Origin of the sequence: Bifidobacterium kimbladii, assembly GCF_032193675.1 — a bacterium.
In the GTDB taxonomy this organism is placed as follows: Bacteria; Actinomycetota; Actinomycetes; order Actinomycetales; family Bifidobacteriaceae; genus Bombiscardovia; species Bombiscardovia kimbladii.
Genome location: NZ_JASTZZ010000001.1, coordinates 161,791 through 187,895 on the forward strand (window position 1 = coordinate 161,791; position 26,105 = coordinate 187,895).

Sequence of the window (26,105 nt, forward strand, 5' to 3'; positions counted from 1 at the left end):
CCACTTTTGCCCTCCGCCCAGTCAGCGCTACAAGAGTGTAACGCCGACTTGTGACAGAAGAGCCTTTTGGCGGCGGCCCGCCATGGCGGCGGACCGGACCGGCATTACTCGCCTCGCTGGGCCTTGATGATCTCGTCGCTGACAGCCTTGGGAACCTCAGCGTAGGAGTCCATCTGCATGGTGAACATGGCGCGCCCCTGGGTCTTGGACCGGAGGTCGCCGATGTAGCCGAACATCTCCGACAGGGGCACCTTGGCGTCGATGACCTTGACGCCGGTGGCGTCGGTCATGGACTGGATGGAGCCACGGCGGGAGTTGATGTCGCCCATGACGTCGCCCATGTACTCCTCGGGAGTACGGACCTCGACAGCCATGATGGGTTCGAGGATGACGGGCTTGGCCTTGGGAGCGGCCTCCTTGAAGCACATGGAGCCGGCGATCTTGAAGGCCATCTCCGAGGAGTCGACCTCGTGGATCTGGCCATCGGTCAGGGTCGCCTTGACGCCCACGACCGGGAAGCCTGCCAGCACGCCGGACTCCATGGCCTCCTGCACGCCAGCATCGACCGAGGGGATGAACTCCTTGGTGATGTGGCCGCCGGTGACCTTGTTCTCGAAGATGTAGGACTCGCCCTCGGAAGTGTCCAGGGGCTCGAAGTTCATGAGCACCTTGGCGAACTGGCCGGAACCACCGGTCTGCTTCTTGTGGGTGTACTCCTGGTTCATGACGGGCTTGCGGATGGTCTCACGGTAGGCGACCTGGGGCTTGCCCACGTTGCACTCCACATGGAACTCGCGGCGCATGCGGTCCACCAGGATGTCCAGCTGGAGCTCGCCCATGCCGGAGATCAGGGTCTGGCCGGACTCCTCGTCGGTCTTGACCTGGAAGGTGGGATCCTCCTCGGAGAGCTTCTGCAGGGCGATGCCCATCTTCTCCTGGTCGGCCTTGGTCTTGGGCTCCACGGCCACCTCGATCACAGGATCGGGGAAGGTCATGGATTCCAGCACCAGCGGCGCCTTCTCGTCGCACAGGGTGTCACCAGTGGTGACGTTCTTGAGCCCGACGAAGGCGTAGATATTGCCGGCGATGGCCTCGTCGACCGGATTCTCCTTGTTGGAGTGCATCTGGAAGAGCTTGCCGACGCGCTCCTTCTTGTCCTTGGTGGAGTCCAGAACGGTTTCGCCCTGGGCCACCTTGCCGGAGTAGACACGCACGTAGATCAGCTTGCCGTAGAAGGGGTGGGTGGCCACCTTGAAGGCCAGAGCCGAGAAGGGCTCGTCCACGGTGGGCTTGCGGTCGATCTCGACGGACTCGTCGCCGATCTTGTAGCCCTTGATGGCCGGCACGTCCTCGGGGCTGGGCAGGTAGTCCACGACCGCGTCCAGCATGGGCTGCACGCCCTTGTCCTTGAAGGCGGATCCGCAGAAGACCGGGAAGGCCGACTGCTCGATGGTCATCTTGCGCACAGCGGTGCGGATCTCCTGCTGGGAGATCTCCTCGCCGCCCAGGTACTTCTCAAGCAGGTCCTCGTCCGACTCGGCCACGGCCTCGAGCAGCTCGGTGTGGTACTGCTCGGCCTTGTCCTTGAGATCATCGGGAATATCGATGGTCTCGTACTTGGCGCCCAGGTCGGCCTCGTCCTTCCAGTAGTAGGCCACCATGCGCACCAGGTCGACCACGCCGTGGAAGTCGCTCTCAGCGCCGATAGGCAGCTGCATGACAAGCGGCTTGACGCCCAGCTTGTCCTTGATGGTGTCCACCGAGTAGTAGAAGTCGGCGCCCAGCTTGTCCATCTTGTTGATGAAGCAGATGCGGGGCACGCCATACTTGTCGGCCTGACGCCAGACGGTCTCGGACTGGGGCTCCACGCCCTCCTTGCCGTCGAACACCGCCACAGCGCCATCGAGCACACGCAGGGAGCGCTCCACCTCGGCGGTGAAGTCCACGTGGCCGGGGGTGTCGATGATGTTGATCTGGTAGCGGTCCTCAGGATCGTGGGACTGGCGGTTCCAGAAGGCCGTGATGGCGGCGGAGGTGATCGTGATGCCACGTTCCTTCTCCTGGTCCATCCAGTCCATGGTGGAGGCGCCGTCGTGGGTCTCGCCGATCTTGTAGTTGACGCCGGTGTAGTAGAGAATACGCTCGGTCGTCGTTGTCTTGCCGGCATCGATGTGGGCCATGATGCCGATGTTGCGGACCTTGGTCAGGTCCGTGAGCACGTCTTGTGCCATAATTCCTTGTTCTCGCTCTCTTGGGATTACCAGCGATAGTGGGCGAACGCCTTGTTGGCCTCGGCCATCTTGTGGGTGTCCTCACGGCGCTTGACCGCGGCACCCAGGCCGTTGGAGGCATCAAGGATCTCGTTGGCCAGCCGCTCCGACATGGTCTTCTCACGACGGGCGCGGCTGTAATCGGTCAGCCACCGCAACGAGAGCGTATTGGCGCGGTTCGGCTTGACCTCGACGGGGACCTGGTAGGTGGCGCCGCCGACACGACGGCTGCGGACCTCCAGGCTGGGACGAATGTTGTCCAGGGCGCGCTTGAGCACGGCCACAGGCTCCTGGTCGGTCTTCTCCTTGACCTGCTCCAGAGCAGTGTAGACGATGTTCTCAGCGATGGACTTCTTGCCGTCCAGCAGGATCTTGTTGATCAGCTGGGCCACCACGGTGGAACCGTAGATGGGATCGGGCAGGAGCTGGTGCTTTTTAGCTGGTCCTTTGCGTGACATGTGTTACTTGGCCTTCTTTGCTCCGTACAGGGAACGGCCCTGCTTGCGATCCTTGACTCCCTGGGTATCCAGCGCACCGCGCACGATGTGGTAGCGCACGCCGGGCAGATCCTTGACACGCCCGCCGCGCACCAGCACGATGGAGTGCTCCTGCAGGTTGTGGCCCTCGCCGGGGATGTAGGCGGAAACCTCGATGCCGGAGCTCAGCCGGACACGGGCAACCTTCCGCAGAGCCGAATTCGGCTTCTTGGGGGTGGTGGTGTAGACACGGGTGCACACGCCGCGACGCAGCGGGCTGCCCTTGAGTGCCAAAGTCTTCGACTTGCGAGGCTTGGCCTTGCGCCCTTTGCGGACGAGCTGTTCAATTGTTGGCAACTGACTCTCTCCGATTCCTTCGATGAACTTGTCTTCGTTTGCACTGCGAGACCGCCGCACCGCAGCCGCAGTCGCTCCCAGGAGGAGAGATCAGCCACTGTCCACCGGCCCGATGGCCCCTGATCCTCCTGCCGGGCATTGCTGCCTGCATTCTTCGGATTCGGGGATATCCCGACAAGCTCACCTGTAACATAAGGCATGCTGTCGGCACACACGATGAAAAGTATATCACCGGGGCAGACACGGCCACGTCTAGCACTCGGAAGTATGCTCTGAGCTTTGCTCACTGTGATGCCGCGCCGGAACCGTCGATAGGAAGCCCCTTGCAAGAGACCTTTGGCTGGCTTTTGCATGCACCGCTCACAGATTCCAATAAAGGAACGGGCGCCCGCCTATAACAGCTTCCTAATATACAGGTGTCGGAAAAGACATAGCATATCTGTATCAGCAAATAGAGATGCCAGAAACATCAATGCCTGCGTTCGGTCACGTAAGCATCAGCGTGCGGGGATGCCCTGGGATTCGTGGGTGGCCGGCCGTCTACTTGTTGTCCTTCTCAAGAGCATGGCGAATGTAGTCGCGCAGAATTAGGGCATGGTTGACGGCCGGATCCTTGGCCGCATAGACCAGTGTCGTCCGATCGTGTTCGCGCACAATGCTCAGCAGATCCCCCAAGGCGGGATTGTCATCCAGCTCGGTACGGTAGCGGCGGGCGAAATCCTCGAAACGGTCCGGATCATGGTGCCACCAGCGCCGCAGGTCCGGACTGGGAGCGACGTCTTTGAGCCAGCCGGACAGGGCTGCCCGCTCCTTGCTGACACCGCGCGGCCAGAGCCTGTCGACCAGGACGCGGATCCCGTCCTCGTCAGCGGCCTGCTCGTATACGCGCTTGATATCCACCTGACCCATCATCTGCCTCCTGAAACCAGGGACCCGAGTGATTCATGTCTCCTTGAACCATGATATTGACGGAATCGGCATTACGGAAGAGGCAGCGACTGCCATACCGGGGCGTAGGCTGATGAGTATGCTTACAGACGCAGACAAGGGCAAGGCGGCCGGATCAAACGGCAGCAGACCAAGCCCTCAAGCCCGCAATTCGGCAAAACCGACCGGACCAGGATCCAAGGGACGACAGTGGCGGCGCCTATGGATACCCGATCAGATAGGCGGCTGGGCCATGGCCTTGATGCCGGGCTTGGCTGGGCTGCTGGTCGGAGGCCCGACCTGGAGGAGCCTGCTGCTCATGGTCGCTTGGGCTTTCTGCTACTGCTTTGAGTTCACCGGCTCACGGTGGATGGTATCGCACCGAGCTGCCAGATTTGCGCCGCCAGCTCTGGGATACGCTCTGCTCACGGCCGTGACCGGGCTGATCCTATTGGTCAGCACCCCCGGGCTCCTGCGATGGGCCCCGCTCTACCTGGTGCTGGGCGTGCTGAACTTTGCCGCCGCCTGGATGCGCGCAGAGCGCTCCTGGTGGAACGACACCGTGGCCGTGATCGCGGCCTGCACGCTCTGTCTGATCGCTGTCTCCCTAGGGTCACGATTCCAGAAGCCAGGACCAGGACTGGAAGGCGCCAACGCCGGCTACTTCGGATGCCAACCGAATCCTGCTGTGGACTGCTTCGCCAGCGGATTTTTCCCTAGCGCCGCCCTGCCATCGATCGGAGTGGTCAGTGCAGCTGTCTTCGCTGTGACCCAGTTCGGTTCGGTCATCTTCGTCAAGACCATGATCCGCGAGCGTGGCAAGACCTGGTGCTACCTGCTTTCCCTGGCCTGGAACCTGGCCCTCTGCCTGATCGGGATCGCCATGGTGCGCAACGCAGGATGGTGGCCTCTGTTGACCGCCCTGGTTCTGCTGGTTCGTGCGGCCCTGCTGCCCGCAATCTCCCGTCGGCGCCGCATCCCCATTCTGTATGTGGGCCTGGTTGAATGCGCAACCAGCCTACTGGTCTTCATTCTCGTGATCGCCCAAGCCAGCGTGATGACCACAGCTCTGACTGGCCTGCTCGGCGCATGACTGCAGGTTCGGCCACGCATGTCACCCACGTCACCCATGGGTTCGGGCCTGTTTGGGATGAACGGTCCCGTGTACTGATCCTTGGATCCATACCCAGCCCGAGTTCGCGCGAGGCTGGCTTCTACTACATGTTTCCGCGCAACCGCTTCTGGCCCGTGCTGGCCGCACTCTTCGACCAGTGTGTTCCAGAGCCTGATCCGGCCGTCCGTGCCCGGTTCGCGCTCAAACACCGCGTAGCACTCTGGGATGTCATCCAAGAATGCGACATCCACGGTGCCTCCGATGCTTCAATCACCAATGTCGTGCCTACCGACATCGCCGGTTTGCTGGACCGTGCGCCTATCGACACCATATTCACTGCAGGACGCAAGGCAGGCCAGCTTTACCGTCGGTACTGCCTGCCGAGCCTGCAGGAGAAGGGGTATCGACCAACGATGATCAATCTGCCATCCACCAGCCCCGCCAACGCTGCTATGAGTCTGACCGATCTGATCAAGGCCTACCAGCCTATAAGAAAAGCACTCGACGATGAAGAGCATCATATGTAAGACACTCACCTCGACTGTGGCTAATAGACAAATACCAGCAGTCAAAGCCCAAGATGCTGAGAACCTTCCCAAGAAAGAATTTGCCTTCCCTAGCACAGAACGCGATAAGCTGGTAACCGCAATTCTAGATGGACAAAAAATGCTACGACCTGGCTGCGGCAAAGTTCATCCATGATCATGAACCACTCCCCTGCTTCGACCGACGAACAGTTCTGGCGAACTCAGATGACCAGCCAGTTGCCCTCCTTAGATATGTCCCGGTGGAGGTAACCCGGCCAGGTTTGGTCACGTGGCATCATGCCCTGAATGAAGGGGAAGGTTATAAAAGGCGGATGGATTGGCGCGAGGCTCATAAGTCCTTCTGGTCATCAAAGAGCGTGCCACAAGTGCTGAATGATCCGGACTCCAAGTCGATAACCAGACCCTGGTTATGCTGGAGAGTTTTATGTAGAAGCGATGGTCATGAACTGAAAGCCCAAAGACAGAGCACAACCTTTGCCATATGGGTCACGCTTCACCGGCGTGCCATGTCATGCCATCGTGTATAGTTTCATCTGTTGCATTGATCCGCCTTGCGGGTCGATTCACCATGGTGGCTATAGCTCAGTTGGTAGAGCACCTGATTGTGGTTCAGGAGGTCGCGCGTTCGAGCCGCGTTAGCCACCCCATCCAAAAGCCCCCTACTTCCGCTTAGGAGGCAGGGGTTTAACCATGCCCAAGAAAAGGTCTCCGGCACTAAGATTTGCGACCCATGCGTGACCTAAAGTTGGCAAAACGAGATTAACGTCCAGCCCTGTACCTGCGCTCAATCTCCCTCATGGTCTTCTCTGTAGGCCCATATCAGATGAAGACAAGATCGATTTTGATCTGCTAGTACACGACCGCCAAGCGCTCGAGCTCTTGCAGTCTTATGACTACCGATATTAGTGTGGAAACTGTCGTTTGTCCCTCTTTTACCCGGTTCTGTGCTCCCTCTCAATTGCTGCAGATGGTATTTATCGTTGACCGGGATACCAAGGCTATATTTGATGACACTTATTAGGTATAGCCACTCGCAGACATATTTCATACATTTCTTGGATAACTCACCATGTTGCAGATGTATACACTTCGTCAACGTATATCTACTCCAACCGGCTGGCGAAATTCCCAAGTGAGCTGCCGATGGCAAGTTTTGCTTCTGTGCAGTTCAAAGGCTGTCCGTTTCTTAAAAATCGTATCAACTTTGATGACAGCAAGCGACTTCCTGACAAGCAAGACAGCTGAACTTATCTGCAACCTTATGATTGTGAGTCGTTCCAGAGTATGGCGCGTTCACTCTACGACCTTATCAGGCTTTTAACACTTATCTCTGTGGCGTCCTTTGTCATCATGCAACTGCGTTAAACGGTTGGATAACTTCTGCAGTTCCTTGCCGACAACCAAGCGGGATTAACCGGTCAAATCAGTTAGAGCGGTTGATGGTTGATGTAGCTTCGCACGTATATTAGTAATTCTGGATGTCCGTGCCACTCAACACCGATGCAAACCTTCTCAGCGACGATTACAATTTCGTCAGCAAGTACTTAAATATGGGCCTAACGATATGCCTTTGAACTTGACCTGACAGAACCGGCCTAGATGACTTCTGCCCCATTATTGACAAGCTGAAAAAGTTCATCAGAAGCAGGCCAACTACTAATGAGAAGATATAGAAAAACTTGTAATCCTAATAGCACACGAACATAAAACCACGGCAGTCTAAATTTGTTATTACTGAATATGCCCTTGAGTTCAATTCGGCTGGCCTAAACATTAAAAAGCACAATCAACAGGTTGGCTTTTCTTGACCCAATTAAATAACAAAGACGACCCGTGAGACGATTTTCCAAACTCAATAAGTAAGACTAAAATTTTCAAACACACAGAAGTGAAATGAACCACAAAGAAGGTTCTCAAGAAAGCAACCGGGACTATCCACTTAAAATAAAGATAAATGCATTAAGCTCAATATTGCTTTATCGTGGCACGATCTCCAGTATAAAGTTAGCAAAGATGCAAGTCATTAGTCCATTCTCGGATGAGAAGAGGTAGGTACGGTTGCGTTGTCCGTTTTGTTTTAAAGACATATCAGACACTTCCAAATTTTGCCCCGAATGCGGCGGAAACCTTGTAAAAGGATCTTCGGGATCGAACATCATCAATGCATCCGGAGACAATCGAATCATAGGACATCTCATCCAAGGTAATACTGGGACCATTGTAATCAACGATCTAAAAAAAGATGCAGCAGCCCCTACTGTAAAAGCCATTCCCGTGTGGCGTAGTCCCATCACACAATCAATCCTTGGCTGGATTGGCACAATCACGGGAGTTATCGGCCTCTTACCTTTCGGTAATCTTCTGGCGAAGGGATATCGCTTCTTTCAAAACTGGCGTAACCCTGCAGACAGGACTATGGACAACCGGTATATAATCGATTTTTTGATAGTAGCTATCGTTGTGCTTCTATTAAGTGGAATTATTGCACTTCGCAGGATAACAAAGCGCGAATTAACCTATCCTGTCATGTTCGGATTCGGTATTAGTGGTATCGGAAAGCGTATCTCCTTGGTGAAGATCGAGTCTACACCGTGCCCACGTTGTGGCGGATCTCTGCATTATCGTAACTGCCCGACCAAAACAAGAATCGTCACATATTCTGACGGATCAAGAAAGAAAACCGTTCTGGAAAAGAAGCCTTTTGTTGTTTGCACACGCAATGCAGACCATCGGTGGCTTGTGGATGCGACGCTGTTGTCCGAACTCGGATAGCATACGCCAACCGAACAAGAATATAAAAGAATGCCTGTCGTGCTAAAGGCATCTCAGACAAATCCACCAAGTTCAGCTACGGCATGATTATATGTCGGTTTCATCGTATGCGAAGATTTTGAAGCCGACACAACAAGTCGAATCTATTACTGTAAACGCGTACAGTACGTTGGCGCATAAGCGGCAAATCGCTATAATATATAATAGCTTTTAAGCATACTTAAAGCTAAGCAGCCTGATTTTCCATCCTAATCTTCGCTGACTTTGAGCCTGATTTGTTTGCCCTGGCACAGATTAATGTCACAGTAACGTAGAGTCATTGATGCAAATGAACTTCATGTTTTAAATAAGTTACATGCTGATACCTTGATACTTAAGGAAAACGGTAGCTCTATAGAAGTTCTTGTGGTTAGAGGTTGTATCTGGTCTAACCTAACCCATCACATCTTGCTTGGACATCCCTTCTCTCAGAAGCATAGATACGCAGTTAAGCAAAGACAAAACAGCACAGAACAGAGTGAATTATTATAGCAACGCTTCAGTTGAATTCCTAACTACGATCGCATAATAAACATGCACACAGCACATGCTGAACAACGAGTTCAGCTAAGCCGATTTATATATTATTGATATCGCTAGGTGATCTTCGATTTTAGACATTCAATTTTCTTCTACAACAAGCTTAGCTATAATAGGGGGGGGGGGGGGCACAGGGAATCATAGAGATCTACTCTATACAGGCGTACATATACAACCATAACAATGTAAGACCGCAACACAACTGAAAGATCTGAGCATGGACTTTAAAGATTCCACCGATCTCATAGCATTGACGACCACCGATCGTGTGGTATTCAGTAAAGAGCTAAATGATAAAATCGAAGATGACTCACAATGCTTAAGATCAAAAAACAAATACAGGTATGAATTCACAAGAATCTGGGGACAAGACGATAAACTACTCTGCTTCATTATGTTCAATCCATCAACTACCGACAATATCGTTATTGATCGAACAACGAACGAATGCAGTTCAATAGCCAAGCTCTGGGGCTATCACGGAATCGCTCTTTATAATCTTTATGCTTTCCGTTCCCGCAAACCAGGAAGCGTCGAGAAAAAGCTGAAAACCAGAGAAGACCGTAATATCGCCGAAATGGTCGGCCCAAGGAATGAGGAAATACTTGATCAAGTGATTAAGTCCAACCGATATAACAAGATAGTCTGTGCATGGGGGAATCATCCTCATTCTGCGGATTTCATCAATCGATCTATTAATACCATAGAGAGAATCGGCAAAGATAGACTTCTTGTACTTGGAGAGACCGCTGAAGGACAGCCTGTTCATCCATTGGCAAATAAATATAATTCAAGTGAATCGCGCCAGATTACAGAAAAAGATGCCGAAGTTTTAACACAACAATTCATGAAAGAGTTTAAGAAAAAATTTAAACTTGTTTAATTGCAGAGTGTTCAAAATAGAAAGATATCTTGGTCTATATACGGAGCAATGTAAATAATGATAGTCAAGACCACCAGTTTAATTTGTTGAATTTTGGCAATCATTCGCATGTATCCGTTCATCGGTAAGTCAAGAAAGCCCCGCCGGCTGATATGGCTAACCCATCTCAAGGATTGGTTCTGGTCACGTCTGGAAACCAGAACTAGCTTGCAATCGAAGTCCCTGACATACAACTAAGGCAATCGCTCCTTTCGCCCTACAGGCTGAGGACAGCTATTAAATAGGACCTTGTAAGCTTACGACCATGACTTATACGTGTTGGTTAGGTTCGATGAAGTAGAAACAGAGTTCCTGCCCTTATTTCTATAGGCACGGTATCGTGTCTACAGAAATAAGGGCAGTCAATCCCTCTTTCCAGTTCTTTGAAGCGGTATTATGAAAAACATGCAGAACGACTTATTTTGTGCAATTCATTAACCGGACTCTTTTTTGTTGCTCCTAAACACCGGTCAAATACGATAAAAATCTATCTCTAGTCAACCTACTTCACTCTCTCCTGACCAAGGGTGAGGCGGATATTCATATGAAGTACATCGATAACAACAAGGGATACATTGGTATTGATACATCGGGCGACGCCTTCTCCCCTAAAGAGCAACACAGTTCACAAGTTAAAGATGAAGACCGAGATTCCAAATATGATCAGGAGCAAGTTGCCAGCCAAATCGAACCAAATTACGATACGTGGCTGTGTCTTCTTTTGCAATACCTCCACCATGACAGTTAAGAGGAACCACCAAATCATCATCCCTGTAAATATGCCAACTATGATCCATATACCCGAAGAAAAATTCTGATTCCAGTCAGCGTTGAGAATAGAGCGAGAGAGCAACAGTCCAAGCATTGAAACTGGATTGGTAACACCTACAGCCAACCCCAGAGCGAAAGAAGTTAGATTATATCGGTTATCAATATTAGGTGTCATGAACAGCTGCGATTGCGGGTACACAAGCCGTTCACAACTACGAGATGCTATTTCGTTCGCTAAAGGGCGAGCATCGCTTTTCCTGCAATCAGCTCGTTGAGCAGACCTTTCCGGCCTAAGGAAGTCGTAAAGTCTGAGGACCCCGATTGCCGCAGCCAGTATGGCTCCCGCAAATACAATTGGCTTTTGATAACTGAGGAAAGTCTGAGAAAGCAAGCTGGGGCCCAAAAATCCAAGAGCACTATACAAGCACGCTGCCACGGATGACCCCATGCCGGTGATAAAACCAGCTACCGGCCCTGCAGACAAGGTTCTCTGCATGCTCATAATTCCCGCAGCTCCAACAGGCACACCAAAAACCAGTCCAATCGCGAGACCTGTCAGCAAGCTGATCATTATTACTCCTGATAAGAAAGTAGGTTCTGACGCAATTACCGCGTACGCGAAGTAGCAGAATTGTCTTCAATGGCGGTTTTTTCGGGATCGACTCGCTCAGGCTCTAAAGTAATCTTGCCGAATCCATCCGCCCGAATGGTTCCAGACAGCGGATTGAGTATGCTGTCGATGTAACCTTTAGCATCCACATCCACACTTGAATACTCGAAAGCCAGGGTTGTGTTGATCAGACGGCAGTTGCGCAGAACAAGGTTATCTATGTAGCACATGCCCTGCAAACTTTCAATCTGACAATTCTCAAAAGTCAGGTTTGTAGAGTTCCAACCCAGGTATTCCCCCGAGATGGTTGAATTCCGCACTGTTACATTCTCCGCGTTCCAAAAAGCATCCTTGGACAGTATTCGAGCATGGTTAATATTTATGTCACTGGCACCATCAAAGGAATAGTTGCCATCCAAACTGAGATCGCGTGCACTGATACCATGGCTGTTCATGGCAAAATAATCGCCTTGTGCGCTGACGCGCTCCATATCGATGTCGCGGCAATTCCAAAGCGTCTCATCCGCATTAGGCATCGTTACGTTCCTCATTGCTATGCCGCTGGAGCGCCTGAAAGTTTTGGGGGCCTGAATAGTGGTGTCCTCAAGGCTTATGTTTTGCGTATACCAGATTCCAGCTCTGCCATGGTGAACAGTGTGCAATCCTTCAAGGAAATATCTTTGCAATACCATAGCGGATACTTCCACTGAAAGCCGCTCTGGCTAAGATGTATATCACTGGCGTGCTTGAGCGGGGATTCCCCATCCGCAAAAGTGACCGAGTCGAAATCATGATGTTTGCAGAAGAAAGCTGCGCGTTCACCTATCAATCGCTTTTGCACGGTTTTAGGACGCGGGCCTGGCTCTGCTTCCACGCCATTTGGTCTTTTTATCCCTAAGATCGGTGACTTCCCCCCAATTTGAACTCCAGATTCAGATTTATTTGAATTAATTTGAAATGAGCTGGAAGTCATTCACTGTTCCTTTCGCCAAAGCAGCAAGCCATTACAAAAATTCACAAGGACGAGGACGCCCATGTGCCGAAACTAAAAATAGTAAACACCATCGGATAACTCATATCAAATACCTATATCTAATGTATAATCATGCCTAATAGATATGATGAGATATTGGACCTGCCGTTTAATTTGCCCATGGATGCCGGCTTGACATAGGCGGAATCGTCATGCAAAGAATCAAGGCTATTGATCATGATCTCGTCAAAAAAGAAACGCTTGGAGGCTCAGATTGAATTTACGAGTGCTGAGGTATTTTCTGTCCATCGTTGAAGAGGGGAGTATCACTGGAGCAGCCGAGTACCTGAACATATCCCAGCCATCCCTGTCCAGGCAGATAAAAGATCTGGAAGAGCACCTAGGACACAAGCTCTTTGACCGCGGAAGCCGCACAATTACGCTGACTCCAGCAGGGGAACTGCTGCGTGATCGGGCACGCGAGATCGTGCTCATGGCTGACCGTGCCGAGGCCGAGCTCACAAGAATGGACAAGCCAATCAACGGCAACGTCTATATCGGCGCGGGTGAAACAGAAGCCGTGCGCTTCCTGGCAAGGGCCGCAGAGTGCATGCTGCAGCAATATCCTCAGGTAAAGTTCCACATTTTCAGCGGCAATGGTCAGGCCGTAACAGATCAATTGGAATCAGGGCTTCTGGATTTTGGCCTGCTTTTTGAGCCCTCGGACAACACCAAATACTCCTATATCAGCTTGCCTACAGCCGACAGATGGGGGTTGCTCATGCGCAAGGACTCCACGTTGGCCAGCCATGATGGCATACGCCAGCAAGATCTTGGCCAGATACCCCTTCTGCTCTCACGGCAGGTCAGGTTCGACAGAGAATTCAGCGGATGGAGTTCCTTCTCAGAGCACGAACTGCATGTTGTAGGAACCTACAATCTGCTCTTCAACGCGTCACTATTCGTCAGCGAAGGATGTGGCTACGCGCTCTGCCTGGACCGCATCATCAATCTGACCGAGGGCTCAAATCTGGTCTTCAAACCTCTGGTGCCTGAACTTAGAACAAGAGTGAACCTGGTTTGGAAGAGCAATAGGCATTTTTCGTCAGCGGCGAGTCAGTATCTGGAAATATTGCGAAGACAGATTGGAACAGAAAACGCCTGCAAATCTACAGAAGCCAGGAAAACGCTATGATGCGACTCGAGATGTAAGCAGAACCACGAAATCCAGCCTGCACTGATTGAACTACCGGCTCATAGCGTTAAGCCGGGAGGGTGCATGTACTGACGTATCCGGTTCATATTCCATATCAGTCCTGGTCGTATCTGGAAAGCTCGATCAGGTTCCTATCGGGATCCCTGACGTACACCGAGGTGATGGCCCCTTGCGCACCAGTCCGATTGACCGGACCCATATAGTCGATACGATGCTCATGAAGCGCGGCAACCACATCATCCAGCGAATCCTCCACGAGCAAACATAAATCAGCGGAGCCGGGCGTAGGCTTGTCCGCCTTGGGGTCAATCTCGTGGCCGGCCTCGTGAATGTTGATCTTCTGCTGCCCGAATTTCAGCGCCAAACGCCCATCGCCGAACGTCTGTACCTGCATGCCCAGCACATCATGGTAAAACGCGCAGATCGCATCGACATCCCGCACTGTGATGACCAGATGATCCAAACCAATAATTCTCATGAGCTCAACTCCCATCGCCTAGTAACCCAAAAGACAGCCTAAGCGGGCGCATTCGAAAAACTGGCACTGGGGCCAGCAGAGAAGGCGACCCATAGTCACAACAGACAAGACTCCTGCCACAGTCAAGAAGAAACCAATCGGATGAAAGCTCGGCAACGCACCCATGCAAAAAACGAATACCAACATATAAGCAAACGGCATTATACATACCGTTTCGAGGGCCATAAACTGTTGCCGTTCGCATCCAAGACGGCAGCGAACCTGTGTCTTGGGAGATCATACAGTCAGCGAGGAAGGGAACATCATGGCCACAAAACAAACAGCAGGAAGAGAGCAGTTGGGCGAATTCGCGCCTCAGTTCGCAGCTCTGAATGATGATGTTCTATTCGGTGAAGTCTGGGCTGATGAACAAGCACTGTCCGCGCACGACAGAAGCATGATCACCATAGCCGCATTGATTGCCATGGGCAGCACAGAACAGCTCGACGCTCACCTGAACATCGGGAAAAAGAACGACATCACCAAGGACGAGATAGCAGCCGAAATTACCCATCTGGCCTTCTACGCAGGCTGGCCGAAGGCCTGGTCGGCTTTCAACCGCGCCAAGCAAATCTGGCAAAATGATGACTGAAGGAGAATAAGGCATGAAGCAAAACGCCAAGACGGCAGTCCTGGTCTTCCATCCCCATATGGAAGCCTCACGGATCAACGCCCGCCTGATGCGGGAAGCCAAGGGGCATGAGGATGAGGGTATCCTGGTCCGGGACGAATATGCTGCCTTGCGCTCAAATCAGATCGACATCCCTAGTGAGCAAGCATTCGTCAAAGGCTGCGACCGTCTGGTATGGCAGTTTCCCATGTATTGGTACAGCTGTCCTCCGCTGCTCAAGGAGTGGGAAGACCTGGTACTTACCTACGGATGGGCCTACGGTACCCACGGCGATGCCCTGAAAGGCAAGGAACTCATGCTCGCCGTCTCGGTCGGCTCTGCCGGAGAGAACTATCACCATGAGGGCGAATTCGGCTATACGGTGGACGAGCTCCTGGCTCCGTTCAAAGCTACCAGCAATCTCATTGGAACCGTCTATCGGAAGCCCTTTATTCTGACCGGCGTTAGCTCAGGTATGAGCGATCAGAGCCTGGAAAAGGCAGCCAAAGATTACTCGAGCTGTCTGCAAGGCGACTGGCCGGCACAATAGGCGCAGGCGCATGAAGAGCCTCAGCAAGAATCCCTAATATCAAGACGAGGGCATCCACACAGGAATCTTAAAGTGCGGGCGCCCTCGTCTTATCAGCTCAGCGGACCTCAGTCACTGTGTATAAGATAACCCATGCAGACGTGTGGTCTCCTCAGGCGTATCCACATTAAGAAATAGGCGACCTCCTGTATCCATGGCTCTGATGTCATGCATATCGTCATCATCAAGACTGAAATCTGCAATATTGTGGTTCTCGCGAATCCGTTCCTCATGCGCGGATTTCGGGATGGCGCATATCCCCTGCTGGGTCAGCCAGCGCAATACTATCTGGGCCGATGTCTTGCCGTAGCGCTGGCCGATACGCATGAGGACAGGATTGTCGAAAATTCCCCGACGACCTTTAGCCAGAGGCGCCCAGGCCATGGGTGCAACCCCCTGCTCGTCCATGACCTTTCGAAGTGCGATCTGCTGAGTGAAGGGATGCAGCTCAATCTGATTGACCATAGGCGCGATTCTGCTGGAAAGGATCAAATCAATTAGCCGGTCAGGCAGGAAATTGCAGACTCCGATGGCACGAACGCGGCCTTGGTCATACAGGTCTTCCATAGCTCTCCACGACCCCTGATAATCGCCATAAGGCATATGGATAAGGTACAGATCCAGGTAGTCCGTCTGCAGGTTGATCAGGGTCTTTTCAAAGGACTGCATCGTCCCCTCGTAACCATTTTGCTGAATCCAGACCTTTGAGGAAAGGCTCACTTCCTCTCGAGGAATAGCAGATTCCCTCAGCGCATCCCCCACTGCTCTCTCGTTGCCATAGAAGGCAGCTGTATCGATAAGGCGGTAGTCCCAATCGAGGGCCGATGCCACACCACGTCTGCATTCATCCAGATCACCTATCTGGTAGACTCCGAATCCCAATATGGGAAGCTCAAAGCCATTGCTCAGCTGCAGTTTTTCCATGCGCTATCGTCTCCTTGGTGATGCCCTCCTGCAATCTAACAAAGCATAGGAAGACAGTATTGCCTACCACTTTTGGCTATATATTCATCCTCTGCTTATGGGGATGCACACCGGACTTTCGACCCCTGCCAGTAATGCTACAGTATCTTTCGGAAGCATTCCTTCCCCGGACGAGACGCGCCGTACCCGGATCGACGACGATGCTCAACAGGTCACTCGTGGAAGGATGTGGTTGGTTTGTTCCTAATGACTCAGCTTGTTGGATTTCTGCTGCTCCTCATGGCCTTTGCTTCGATGATGCTGCTAGGCCTGCCCAGCGGCAGCCGGGTCAATCTTGTTTTTGAACCTTATCGGCGCATGTTTGCTGGCCGTCGATGCTCTGGCTAACCAGAGGTGGGCCTTTTTTGCCCTTGAATGCGTATGGGCCCTAGTTGCGCTATACGCCATCATCAGATCATATTTAAAAAGCGATTCATTCACGACCAAGAATTGCAGCTCAGCGACAAGGCAAGGGCAGGGTATCTGCATCCAACCCATAGAAGCGGAACTGACTGTCTGCAAAGTTGCTGATTATACAGAGATTGATCTGAACTCACCTTTTGTTTTTACAGGACGAACCGACCAAGAGGCTTCATTGGCCTGTACAGCCGACATGGTTCCCAGCCAGACCCTGGAGCGCAGTGACGGGTGGCGGGCCTTCCGCATCCAAGGCATTCTCGACTTTTCACTCATCGGCATCCTGGCGCCCATCGCCACCATTCTGGCAAACAAGGGCATAGGCATTTTCGCCGTCTCGACCTACAACACGGACTATGTCCTTACCAAGGCCGAGGACTTCCCTGCCGTCCTGGATGCCCTCGACAAGTCAGGATATACAATCATCTGACTGATCAGCAACATTAATCATGACCGCCGATGCTGCTCATGCATAAACCAGCACCCTCCCTCGTTGAATATAGTGCAACGAATCCTGCGCTTTTGCCGGCCCTACCTCCCGTCTAACTCTCTGTGCTTCACCTGCACTTGGTCAATATCGAAATGATGCCGACCTAGTGCCAGTCAATGACACTTTCACGAGAGAATGACACATAAACTGGCCTCAACGGAGGTTGCTTCCTGAAAATAGGCAGGCTGCCAGATGACCTGCCACAAGTGACGGGAAGTACAAGCCTGGAGGATCAGATGAGCAACAATCGAAATGAACGTGCAAATAAGAACCAAGGCAGGCATGAGGGCAACTCCTCGCGGAGCGACAACACACGTGAAAGTTCCCAACAAACAACCATGAACGACAAGAACCGCATGCCAAAACCGGTGGAGACTGTGAACGCCAGAAAAGAAAATCAAGCAGCAAATGCATCCAAGCCGAAGCCCGCACCAGAACAAACAGGCGAGAAGGAAGGCAGGGACTCATCCAGCAAGGACACTGATCATGGCAGACCTGAAGCACGAAATAAACAGGAACAAGCCGGCCACGTAGACAGAGAGCATGATGGTCCCTCTCATGACGACAAGCCGAGCCAACCCAATAAGACTGCCGCAAAGGATGCGCCTGTATCTGTCGAGAAACCATCCCAGCCGACTAAGGAAAGCCAACCTGCCAAACCACCCAAGGCCAAAAACCATGATTCCTTCTATCTGGGCCTGGCATCGGCAGTCCTGGTCGCAGCTTTGGGGCTCAGCCTGAGCACCATGCCGATCTTCTTCTCACTGCCTCTTGCCGCCGTCCTCTTCGGAATTGGCATCTGGCTCCTCTCCTATGCCAGCTTCAAGTCTCCTGGCAAACCAGAAGGAGAGGGAACTGAGGCGGACAGGCATACCAGGACGGTAGTCGTGGCGACGGTCCTTCTGGTGCTGCAGACCTTCATCATGGATGTCTTCATCTTCACCCGAATGGGAACAGTCGGCAAACACCAGAACGCCATCGTGATCACCTGGATCATCGCCAGCATGATCGAGACCCTGGCTGCCTTCGCCCTTATCTACCATCACAATCCCCTGCAGTCCAAGCCCAAGGATTCCGCGGCAAACGACAAGCACGAGGGAAATGAATAAGGCGCCACAGCGCACATAGATCAGAGACGACACACAAGTCCAGAAGGGCAGACTGACTGTCAATGTGAGACCGCCACAGCAGACGAACAAATAGCTCGCCTAGCTGTTCTGTTCGCCAAGGTCTCGTGCTCACTGAGATTTTGCGTCTCAGGGTGCCACGTATCATTCTTGAAGATGCGCGGCACCCTTGCATGATCAACCCACATACCGTAGCTGGTCATAGCTGGAAACTGTCGGATGGACAGAGGCTACGATGCCATGTGCTACGCCGACCGGCGCCCAAAAAATTCGGTGACAAAACCGTGAGCCCATTTTTCGGACGTTACAACTTTACAGACATTGCATAGGTCGCGCGGGTGCAACTATGTAGGCACAGCTTCATACTCCTTCTATTTCTCGTCCGCATTCGGAAAATACCTTGAGCTCGGTCCCTTCTCGACTGATACTTATAAAGCGCAAGCACATACAGGCTGCACTAACCTCCCAACAGCAGGGTGCAGCAACTAGAATCAATGGTGCAATTGCTCACACACAGTTGTGTTTGAAAAAGGAAAGACATGAGTGGACCAGAACAATCTCCCGTAACCTTCGGGGTCCTCAAAGAGACAAACGAGGAAGAGTCTCGTGTGGCCCTAACGCCAGACATCGCGACCCGGCTGACCAAGCAAGGCATCACCTGCCTATTGGAGTCCGGGGCCGGGGCTCGAGCCGGCTTCCGGGATGAGGACTACCAGCGGACGGGAGCCACAGTCACCGACAGGGATACAGTCCTATCCAAATCAGAAGTCCTGGGTTTCGTCAACAGACCGGATAGCTCCTTGCTGAAGAGAATTCCAGCCGGAACATGGATCATCGGCATGCTGGGGTCCTTAAGCGACAGGGACTACATCAAATCCCTGGAAGCGGCCGGGCTTACGGGAATCGCCATGGAGCGGCTCCCCCGACAGCTCAGCTCGGCCCAGTCCATGGATGAGATGACCTCGCAGAACTCGGTCATGGGATACAAGGCGGCTCTGGTGGCTGCCGATGCCTATGGATCCTTCTTCCCCATGATGACCACTGCGGCGGGGACCATCCGACCAGCCAAGGTCCTGGTCCTGGGCGCGGGGATTGCAGGCCTGCAGGCCATCGGGACCGCAAAACGTCTGGGAGCCGTGGTTACTGCCTATGATGTCAGGCCCGCTTCCAGGCAGGAGGTGGAATCCTTGGGAGCCAAGTTCCTCGACTTGAGGCTGGACTTCTCCAAGGGACAGGGCCAGGGCGGCTATGCACGGCAGCTGACCGACCAGGAACAGGCCCAGCAGCAGGCTGCGGTGGATGCCAAAGCGGCAGGCTTCGATGTGGTCATCACCACGGCCAAGGTTCCTGGTGGAAAGCCTCCTCGCCTCCTGAGCGCCAAGGGTGTGGCAAACCTGCATCCCGGGGCTGTGGTCGTGGACTGCGCTGCCAGTGACCTGGGCGGCAACGTCGAGGGATCACAGGTGGGAACCAGGACCACCGACAAGGGGGTCATCATGATCGGAGCACCATATCTGGCCAGCGGCGTACCCACGACGGCATCCAACCTGCTGTCCAGAAATGTGGCGGACGTGCTGGTGCATTTCCTTCGTGATGGCGCGCTCAGCATCAAAGCGGACGACGAGATTGATCAGGCACTGGTGGCAACAGGAGCAGCCGAATCCGACACAGGCGAAAGCGCGGATGCTCCAGGTGACGAAAAGGCCGAAGAGAAAGGTCAAGAGCAATGAATTCTGTGGTCATAGCAATTACGCTTTTCATTCTGGCCCTGCTGATCGGCGTGGAGGTGATCGGCAAGGTTCCGGCCACGCTTCACACACCGCTCATGTCAGGCGCCAACTCCATTCATGGCATTGTGATCGTCGGAGTGGTCATCATCGCGGCGGAGGCCCATTCCCCGCTTTCCTATGTACTCATATTCCTGGCTGCCGTCCTCGGCGCCATGAATGTGGTAGGCGGCTACGTGGTGACCGACAGGATGCTGGAGATGTTCAAGTCCTCCAAACCCGACAAGGGAAAGGATAAGGCCAGAAAGGACGAACAGGCTTCGTCCCTCACGACCGAGAGCGCTAAGGACCAGGGAGCCGACAAGTGAATACCCTCGATATCATTACCTGGTTCGTCTATCTCCTTTCCTCGGTCATGTTCGTCATGGGCCTGCACTACATGAACTCCCCCAAGACGGCCCGTACGGGCAACAGGATCTCTGCAGCGGGCATGGTCATCGCCGTAGCCATGGCCTTCATCCATCTGTTCGCCACCGGCTTCAACTCCTCCCTGGCCATCATTCTGCTCGTGCTCGGCATCCTGATCGGATCGGCAGCGGGGGTCTACTCGGCCAGGAAGGTCAAAATGACGGACATGCCTCAGCTGGTTTCCGTCTTCAACACGGTCGGCGGCGGCGCTGCAGCCCTGGTCGCCCTGAACGACATACTGACTTCCGAGGGCGCCCCGACTCTGGTGGTGCTGATCACCGCCGGCCTGGGCGTGGTCATCGGTTCCATCACCTTCACCGGCTCCCTGATAGCTGCCGGCAAACTCCAGGGCATCAGCATGATCAAAAACCTGAAGCTGCCGGCCAAGGCTGTCTGGAATGTGCTCTTCGCCCTGTTGACGGTTCTCAGTCTGGTCATGCTCTGCCTGAATCCGGGCAATCGGACCCTATGGGCCCTCCTGACGGCTATTTTCGCCCTGGGCTACGGACTGGTCTTCGTCATCCCCATCGGGGGCGCCGACATGCCCGTGGTCATCTCCGTCTTGAACGCCTGCACCGGCACAGCTGTGGCCATGAATGGCCTGGCCATCGACAACGTCGCTCTGATCGTGGCAGGCGCTCTGGTAGGCGCAGCAGGGGCCACTCTATCCGTCCTGATGGCCCAGGCCATGAACAGGCCGCTCCTGAGCGTGTTGGCCGGAGGGTTCGGCGGCTCCTCTGTCAGCGCCAGCCAGGATCAAAGTGCCCAGGGGACCATGAAAGAGACTACACCCGACGATGTGGCCGTCCAGCTGGTCTATGCCGACAAGGTCATCTTCGTCCCCGGCTTCGGTCTGGCACAGGCCCAGGCCCAGCGCGAACTGGCCGACCTGGGCGAACTGCTGAAGGGCCGCGGCGTGGAGGTCTCCTATGCCATCCATCCGGTGGCCGGCCGCATGCCCGGACATATGAACGTCCTCTTGGCCGAGGCCAACGTCCCCTATGAGGAATTGATCGACCTCGACGACATCAATCCCCAGTTCCCCTCAGCCAACGTCGCCCTGGTTGTCGGCGCCAATGACGTGACCAACCCGGCAGCCCGCCGACCGGGGACCGCGGTATCCGGCATGCCCATTCTGGATGTTGACAAGGCCCAGCATGTTGTCGTCCTCAAGAGAGGCAGGGGCAAGGGGTACGCCGGCATCGAGAACGAGCTCTACTTCAACCCGAACACGCAGATGCTCTTCAATGATGCCAAGGCCAGCCTGCAAGCGATCATTGCCTCCGTCAAGGAACTCATCGCCTGAGCATATGCTGTAGTGAGTACCGTGGCTCCGGATCGGCTTGGCTGGTCCGGAGCCAATAATCGTCGAACCGGAAGGACCCGCATGCTGTCATTCGTCAACGACTATTCCGAGGGCGCTCACCCCGCAGTCCTGCAGCGGCTGATCGACACCAACATGGAGCACCTTCCCGGCTATGGCAAGGATCGGTACTGCCTCTCCGCCGTTCAGAAGATCGCCCAAGCCTGTAACTGCCCCCAGGCCCAGGTCTTTTTCATGGCCGGAGGGACCCAGACCAACCAGGTCGTCGCTTCCTGTCTGTTGGAATCCTACCAGGGAGTAGTCGCTGCAGATACGGGCCATGTCAACGTCCACGAGGCCGGTGCCATCGAAGCCGTAGGCCATAAGGTTCTGACCATTCCCGGCGAACAGGGCAAGATTCGCGCCGAGGACCTTAAGGCCTTCCTGGAAGGCTTCTACGCCGACGAAAACCATGAGCAGATGGTCTTCCCCGGCATGGTCTACATCTCCCATCCCACTGAGTATGGAACCCTCTATACCCGCGAGGAGCTGGAAGACCTTTCGCAGACCTGTCGGGAACACAAGATTCCGCTCTACCTGGACGGGGCCAGGCTTGGGTACGGACTGGTGGCCCCCGGAACCGACGTTGACCTGACGGACATAGCCCGTCTTTGCGACGTCTTCTACATCGGCGGGACCAAGGTCGGAGCACTCTGTGGGGAAGCGGTGGTCTTCCCCAGGGGGAACGCTCCCGAGCATTTCAGCACCATGGTCAAAAGAAGAGGTGCCCTTCTGGCCAAGGGAAGACTCTTGGGTGTGCAGTTCGACGCACTTTTCACCGATGACCTCTATTCACGAATCAGCCGCAACGCCATCCAGACAGCAGCGATGATCAAGAAGGCCCTGCATGAGAAGGGGTATCAGATTGTCATGGACTCTCCCACCAATCAGACCTTCGTCCGCTTGGACAATGAGCGCATGGAAGAGCTATCCAAGCAGGTCGCCTTCGACTTCTGGGAACGCAGCGATGCCACCCACACCGTGATCCGACTGGCCACCTCATGGGCGACGACTGTTGAGGACACCCAAGCTCTGATCAATTTGCTGTAAAGGCCCTCCGAGCTCAACCAAGACAAGCCACGGTCATCCTGCTACCCCTCCCCTGCTGGTTTCCTTAGGGAGGGGTATTCGCATGTGTACGTGAACTTTTCATCCGCCCTGCAAACACGACCAATCCCACATTGTTGGACATATCACACTCGTTCGGGTGAGTGCAAAGCTCTCGTTCAGTAAGATTTTTATTGCAACAATGCTGATGCACACACCCCCGCCCTGAGCGTAGGGGGTCGAAATGTTTCAACGATGAAAGGAAGCTTATGAAAGCCGTTGTTTTCGAACAATTCAATACCTTCCCCACCCTCAAAGAAGTGCCGGAGCCGACCCCTGGGAGCGGCGAAGTTCTGCTCAAGGTGGCCGGAGCAGGTTGCTGCCATTCCGACGTCTCCGTCTTCCAGGACTACACACCAGAAACCGGGAGCCACACCAAGCCGCCATTCATTCTGGGGCACGAGACCACCGGCTGGGTGGAAGAGGTAGGACCCGATGTCACGGGCTTCAAGAAGGGCGATGCCTACATCGTCTACGGGCCCACCGGATGCGGCCACTGCCCTCACTGCGTGGCCGGCCAGGAGAACTACTGCTCCAGCGCCGCGACCAATAAGTCACTGGCCCTGGGACTGGGACGCGATGGCGGCATGGCTGAGTACATGACTGTCCCTGCCCGCAACCTGGTGCCCCTGGGCGATGCGGATCCAATCGGCGCAGCGCCCCTGGCTGATGCGGCTCTGACTCCCTACCATGCCATCCGGGCTGCCATGCCCCACCTGAACGGTGGTGGAAAGTATGCTCTGGTCATTGGCCTGGGCGGGCTGGGCCAGATCGCCATTCAGATTCTGCACGCGCTGACCGGCGCTACCGTGATCGCCACCGACACCAAACCAGAGGCTCTGGCCAAGGCTGAGGCCAAGGGTGCCATCCCCGTTATGAGCGACGAGCACCAGGTGGAGAACATCAGGAAGATCACCCATGGCGAGGGCGTGGATGCTGCCTTCGATTTCGTGGGTGTGGCCCCGACCATTGCTGCCGCACAGGCCTCGGGCGGCCCGGGATCCCGGGTGACCGTGGTCGGCATCGCCGGCGGCAAGGCGGAATACGACTGGTATTCCAAGCCCTGGGAGCAGGAGCTGCTGGGCGTGTATTGGGGCTCCATTCCTGAGCTCTACGATGTGGCCAACATGTATCGCCACGGCCAGATCCAGACCGAGATTGAAACCTACTCGCTGGACAATGCCCTGGATGCCTATCACAAGCTGGTAGACAACAAGCTCTCGGCCAGGGCTGTTGTAGTCCCCCACACCAAGGCCTGATTTTCCTTGATTGTTGGCGGAGAAGCGACTCATCTGTCGGCCGGGTTTAAGCACGATCAGATTTAGGTACTGTCAGATTCATGTCCTGACCCCATTCTCCGCCTACATGCGCTGATGGCCTGTCATGGTCTTGCTATAAGGCCATGACAGGCCACTGTCATCTCACTAAGCAGCTCAGACCCGCATTATTTACAGTTCGCTCGTTTGCGTGGCATCGCTTAGCAGCAAGTGGACGAGGAAAATACCGTTAGTGGATTCTAGCCTCATGGAGCCGCCGAGCGAATCCACCAGGGAGTCGACAATGCTCAGACCCAGACCTGTGCTTCTGATCTTGGTCCGTGATTGGTCATCGGTCTGGAACCGTTCCATGAGCCTGTCCACATCGACGGCTCCGCCCTTGGTTTCGTTGCCGAAGTCAAGATGAATCCGCCCATCTTCATCCTGGTGCAGGTCAACCCAGGCTGAATCCTGCGCATACTTGAGCCAGTTGCCGATCAGGTTCTGGATTACCCGACTCACCATGGTCTGGTCCGTCGTGATTTCCACACCAGCTTGGATCCTGGGCTCCACCGTGACTGACCGTGCAGTCAAGGAATCGAAGGCATTGAAGAGCTCCTGCTGAACCAGTGCCGATAGGTTCACCTTGCCCAGATCCAGATTCACGCTCTTTTCCTGTATCAGATTGAAATCCATCAGGTAATGCAAATAGCGATCCACCGACTGCAGGTTGTTGAGAATCTTGCTCAATTGCTCCTGATCAGCCGATCCCTCCTTGAGCAGCTGGGCATATCCTCTGGCCACGGTCAGCGGGGTCTTGATGTCATGGGTCAGATTGGTCAGCATCTGCCGGACCTGTTTGTTCTGCTCGGCCTGAGTGATCTGCAGCCGTCTGGTCTTGTTCAGAACGGCGTTGATCCGGGCCGCCAGGGTGCGGATAAGCCCGATATTGGATCCAGTGGTTACCAGGGCATTGGTGTCCGCATGGTTGATGAAATCCAGATCGTCGCTGATCCGTTTGAGATCGACGATCAACAGTACCAGACCAATCGCCAGGGCTAGAGCGACAAGACCCAGAACAAGTGCGGCCACTTTCACGGATTCACCTCCGACGACCCTTATCCATCGTTCTTCCCTCCATCCCGATTCAGACCAGGCGAACGCCGATGCCCCAGACCGACACGATGTAGCGCTGGCTGCCGGCGCACCTGTTCAGGCTGGTCCGCAGGGTGCTCAGGTGCACATTGAGAGTATTCTCGGCATTGATGTAGGGCTGGTTCCAAACCTGCCTATAGAGGTCCTCTTTTTCGAAAACCCGATGCGGATGGTCCATCAGGAGCTCAAGGATGGCGAATTCCTTGCGGGCCAGATCGACCCGGTGCCCATCAACGCTGACCGTGTGCTCCATCCGGTCCAGCTCGATACCTTCGAAACACATCTTGGAGTCGGATTCACCTTCTGCATCCGCATCGGCTTTCAGTGCCCCGGATTGGCGCAGCTGGACCTGGACACGAGCGCGGAGCTCGTCAATGTCGAAAGGCTTGGTCACATAATCATTGGCGCCCTGCTCCAGGAGGCTGACGGTTCTGGTCTTATCCTGAATGGCTGTGAGGATGATGACCGGCACCGACGACATATGCCGAATGGCCTTGAGGACGCTGTCCCCGGTAACTACAGGGAGCATCAGATCCAGAAGGATCAGGTCGGGTTCCTCCTGCTGGAAGCAGGACAAGGCCTGGGCGCCCGTCGTCGCCTGGATGATCCGGTAGGTCCCTCCCAGCACATCCTTGAGCAGGGACTGGATGTCCTCCTGATCCTCCACAACCAGAATCGTCGGCATGCTTTCTTCCTTTCGCAGGTCACTCTCATGTTACTGAAGCCACCCAAGGAGGCCGGTCTTGCCCAATCGGATTTATGCAATTCTTAATGATTTCTT

24 protein-coding genes, 1 tRNA gene, 1 pseudogene and 1 riboswitch are annotated in these 26,105 nt (G+C 54.2%); of the genes and pseudogenes, 15 read left to right on the forward strand and 11 right to left on the reverse strand.

All coding sequences use genetic code 11. From position 1 onward, the window contains the following. Positions 1-104: 104 nt before the first annotated feature. The 4 genes from fusA to QRX41_RS00640 all read right to left on the reverse strand — a co-directional run bounded on the left by fusA (position 105) and on the right by QRX41_RS00640 (position 4,012). Positions 105-2,231 (reverse strand): elongation factor G, encoded by a 2,127-nt coding sequence (fusA, locus tag QRX41_RS00625; protein ID WP_045924656.1) that lies wholly within the window; start codon positions 2,229-2,231, stop codon positions 105-107. A 26-nt stretch (positions 2,232-2,257) separates the two neighbouring features. Continuing rightward, entirely contained in the window at positions 2,258-2,728 is a 471-nt protein-coding gene (rpsG, locus tag QRX41_RS00630; protein WP_015022140.1) for a 30S ribosomal protein S7, read from the reverse strand. 3 nt (positions 2,729-2,731) lie between these two features. After that, positions 2,732-3,103, reverse strand: coding sequence for a 30S ribosomal protein S12 (rpsL, locus tag QRX41_RS00635; protein ID WP_015022141.1), 372 nt, complete (start codon positions 3,101-3,103; stop codon positions 2,732-2,734). A 540-nt stretch (positions 3,104-3,643) separates the two neighbouring features. After that, positions 3,644-4,012, reverse strand: coding sequence for a DUF488 domain-containing protein (locus QRX41_RS00640; protein ID WP_313838065.1), 369 nt, complete (start codon positions 4,010-4,012; stop codon positions 3,644-3,646). Positions 4,013-4,124: 112 nt separating this feature from the next. On the opposite strand from QRX41_RS00640, the gene QRX41_RS00645 reads away from it, so the two are divergent. The 3 genes from QRX41_RS00645 (at position 4,125) to QRX41_RS00655 (ending at position 6,339) form a co-directional block, all read left to right on the forward strand. Further along, positions 4,125-5,123: a YwiC-like family protein gene (locus QRX41_RS00645; RefSeq protein WP_313838067.1), complete on the forward strand. Its 999-nt coding sequence runs from the start codon at positions 4,125-4,127 to the stop codon at positions 5,121-5,123. After that, complete coding sequence (locus QRX41_RS00650) at positions 5,120-5,671, forward strand: DNA-deoxyinosine glycosylase (RefSeq protein ID WP_313838069.1); 552 nt, start codon at positions 5,120-5,122, stop codon at positions 5,669-5,671. The genes QRX41_RS00645 and QRX41_RS00650 overlap by 4 nt, the downstream gene beginning before the upstream one ends. 592 nt (positions 5,672-6,263) lie before the next feature. Further along, positions 6,264-6,339: transfer RNA gene (locus QRX41_RS00655), tRNA-His, on the forward strand. A gap of 948 nt (positions 6,340-7,287) precedes the next feature. On the opposite strand, the gene QRX41_RS08445 is transcribed toward QRX41_RS00655, so the two are convergent. Continuing rightward, positions 7,288-7,449, reverse strand: coding sequence for a Na+ dependent nucleoside transporter N-terminal domain-containing protein (locus tag QRX41_RS08445; RefSeq protein WP_396176782.1), 162 nt, complete (start codon positions 7,447-7,449; stop codon positions 7,288-7,290). Positions 7,450-7,750: 301 nt separating this feature from the next. On the opposite strand from QRX41_RS08445, the gene QRX41_RS00660 reads away from it, so the two are divergent. Next, on the forward strand, positions 7,751-8,464 hold the full coding sequence (locus QRX41_RS00660; protein WP_313838070.1) for a zinc ribbon domain-containing protein: 714 nt from the start codon (positions 7,751-7,753) through the stop codon (positions 8,462-8,464). A gap of 796 nt (positions 8,465-9,260) precedes the next feature. Continuing rightward, positions 9,261-9,926 (forward strand): DUF1643 domain-containing protein, encoded by a 666-nt coding sequence (locus QRX41_RS00665; protein ID WP_313838072.1) that lies wholly within the window; start codon positions 9,261-9,263, stop codon positions 9,924-9,926. Positions 9,927-10,590: 664 nt separating this feature from the next. Here QRX41_RS00665 and QRX41_RS00670 read toward each other — a convergent pair. Both QRX41_RS00670 and QRX41_RS00675 read right to left on the reverse strand, forming a co-directional pair. Then, the gene (locus QRX41_RS00670) at positions 10,591-11,307 is read right to left on the reverse strand and encodes a LysE family transporter (RefSeq protein WP_313838074.1); all 717 of its coding nucleotides are present in this window, start codon (positions 11,305-11,307) and stop codon (positions 10,591-10,593) included. Between the two features lie 35 nt (positions 11,308-11,342). Continuing rightward, positions 11,343-12,319, reverse strand: a pseudogene (locus QRX41_RS00675) (DUF3737 family protein). Between the two features lie 274 nt (positions 12,320-12,593). Between QRX41_RS00675 and QRX41_RS00685 the strand changes: the two are divergent. Next, positions 12,594-13,514, forward strand: a complete 921-nt coding sequence (locus QRX41_RS00685) for a LysR family transcriptional regulator (protein ID WP_313838077.1) — start codon at positions 12,594-12,596, stop codon at positions 13,512-13,514. 115 nt (positions 13,515-13,629) lie between these two features. On the opposite strand, the gene QRX41_RS00690 is transcribed toward QRX41_RS00685, so the two are convergent. Further along, the gene (locus QRX41_RS00690; RefSeq protein WP_313838079.1) at positions 13,630-13,998 is read right to left on the reverse strand and encodes a VOC family protein; all 369 of its coding nucleotides are present in this window, start codon (positions 13,996-13,998) and stop codon (positions 13,630-13,632) included. Between the two features lie 319 nt (positions 13,999-14,317). On the opposite strand from QRX41_RS00690, the gene QRX41_RS00695 reads away from it, so the two are divergent. Together QRX41_RS00695 and QRX41_RS00700 are read left to right on the forward strand one after the other, a co-directional pair. Continuing rightward, the gene (locus QRX41_RS00695; protein ID WP_313838081.1) at positions 14,318-14,644 is read left to right on the forward strand and encodes a carboxymuconolactone decarboxylase family protein; all 327 of its coding nucleotides are present in this window, start codon (positions 14,318-14,320) and stop codon (positions 14,642-14,644) included. A 13-nt stretch (positions 14,645-14,657) separates the two neighbouring features. Further along, positions 14,658-15,212: an NAD(P)H-dependent oxidoreductase gene (locus QRX41_RS00700; RefSeq protein WP_313838083.1), complete on the forward strand. Its 555-nt coding sequence runs from the start codon at positions 14,658-14,660 to the stop codon at positions 15,210-15,212. Between the two features lie 111 nt (positions 15,213-15,323). Here the strand turns inward: QRX41_RS00700 and QRX41_RS00705 are convergent, their stop codons facing one another. Beyond that, on the reverse strand, positions 15,324-16,175 hold the full coding sequence (locus QRX41_RS00705; RefSeq protein ID WP_313838085.1) for an aldo/keto reductase: 852 nt from the start codon (positions 16,173-16,175) through the stop codon (positions 15,324-15,326). A 146-nt stretch (positions 16,176-16,321) separates the two neighbouring features. Then, a riboswitch (guanidine-III (ykkC-III) riboswitch) is annotated at positions 16,322-16,382 on the forward strand. Between the two features lie 427 nt (positions 16,383-16,809). Here QRX41_RS00705 and QRX41_RS00710 point away from each other — a divergent pair. From QRX41_RS00710 to QRX41_RS00740, 7 genes are all read left to right on the forward strand, one after another. Further along, positions 16,810-17,061, forward strand: a complete 252-nt coding sequence (locus tag QRX41_RS00710; RefSeq protein ID WP_313838087.1) for an ACT domain-containing protein — start codon at positions 16,810-16,812, stop codon at positions 17,059-17,061. Positions 17,062-17,357: 296 nt separating this feature from the next. After that, entirely contained in the window at positions 17,358-18,230 is an 873-nt protein-coding gene (locus QRX41_RS00715) for a hypothetical protein (RefSeq protein ID WP_313838088.1), read from the forward strand. A 557-nt stretch (positions 18,231-18,787) separates the two neighbouring features. Continuing rightward, positions 18,788-19,978, forward strand: coding sequence for an NAD(P) transhydrogenase subunit alpha (locus tag QRX41_RS00720; RefSeq protein ID WP_313838090.1), 1,191 nt, complete (start codon positions 18,788-18,790; stop codon positions 19,976-19,978). Next, positions 19,975-20,343 (forward strand): NAD(P) transhydrogenase subunit alpha, encoded by a 369-nt coding sequence (locus tag QRX41_RS00725; protein ID WP_313838092.1) that lies wholly within the window; start codon positions 19,975-19,977, stop codon positions 20,341-20,343. Before QRX41_RS00720 ends, QRX41_RS00725 begins: the two co-directional genes overlap by 4 nt. Further along, on the forward strand, positions 20,340-21,749 hold the full coding sequence (locus tag QRX41_RS00730; RefSeq protein ID WP_313838094.1) for an NAD(P)(+) transhydrogenase (Re/Si-specific) subunit beta: 1,410 nt from the start codon (positions 20,340-20,342) through the stop codon (positions 21,747-21,749). The genes QRX41_RS00725 and QRX41_RS00730 overlap by 4 nt, the downstream gene beginning before the upstream one ends. Before the next feature lie 81 nt (positions 21,750-21,830). After that, complete coding sequence (locus tag QRX41_RS00735; RefSeq protein ID WP_313838096.1) at positions 21,831-22,856, forward strand: threonine aldolase family protein; 1,026 nt, start codon at positions 21,831-21,833, stop codon at positions 22,854-22,856. Between the two features lie 266 nt (positions 22,857-23,122). Then, a complete protein-coding gene (locus QRX41_RS00740) occupies positions 23,123-24,172 on the forward strand; it encodes an NAD(P)-dependent alcohol dehydrogenase (protein WP_313838097.1) in 1,050 nt (349 codons plus the stop codon). A 189-nt stretch (positions 24,173-24,361) separates the two neighbouring features. Here QRX41_RS00740 and QRX41_RS00745 read toward each other — a convergent pair whose 3' ends face one another. Beyond that, entirely contained in the window at positions 24,362-25,267 is a 906-nt protein-coding gene (locus QRX41_RS00745) for a sensor histidine kinase (RefSeq protein ID WP_313838098.1), read from the reverse strand. Between the two features lie 49 nt (positions 25,268-25,316). Further along, entirely contained in the window at positions 25,317-26,009 is a 693-nt protein-coding gene (locus QRX41_RS00750; protein ID WP_198189268.1) for a response regulator transcription factor, read from the reverse strand. Positions 26,010-26,105 lie beyond the last annotated feature (96 nt).